Below are 318 nucleotides of genomic sequence, written 5' to 3'. Positions count from 1 at the left end.
ACAGCCAAATTCTTCTGAAGTGCCAGTAGTAGGTAAGATAACTAATGTGAAATCTGTGGCTCAAAAAAGAGGAAGTAGGTTAGTAGCCACTTTTCAAGCTGTATCTGGTTCTATGGAATTGGTTTGGTTTAAAGGGCAAAAATGGATAAAAGATTCACGAAAGATAAATGAGCCCTATGTTGTTTATGGAAAATTGAATCATTATAATGGGAATTTTAGCATACCACATCCAGAGATGGAGTTACGGACAGAATACAAAAAAAAGGTGCAAACAAAGATGCAACCTGTATATCCATCGACAGAAAAATTGACCAATTC

The 318-nt window shown here is 35.8% G+C and carries 1 protein-coding gene; it reads left to right on the top strand.

Annotated elements, in window-relative coordinates:
* A partial coding sequence (locus ACY2RW_RS16110; protein WP_490123756.1) for an OB-fold nucleic acid binding domain-containing protein occupies positions 1-318 on the top strand: 318 nt, incomplete at both ends.

Source organism: Polaribacter sp. 2305UL8-11 (assembly GCF_058147165.1).
Note: the sequence above shows the minus strand (reverse complement) of the source record. Positions and strands in the feature narration are given on the sequence as shown.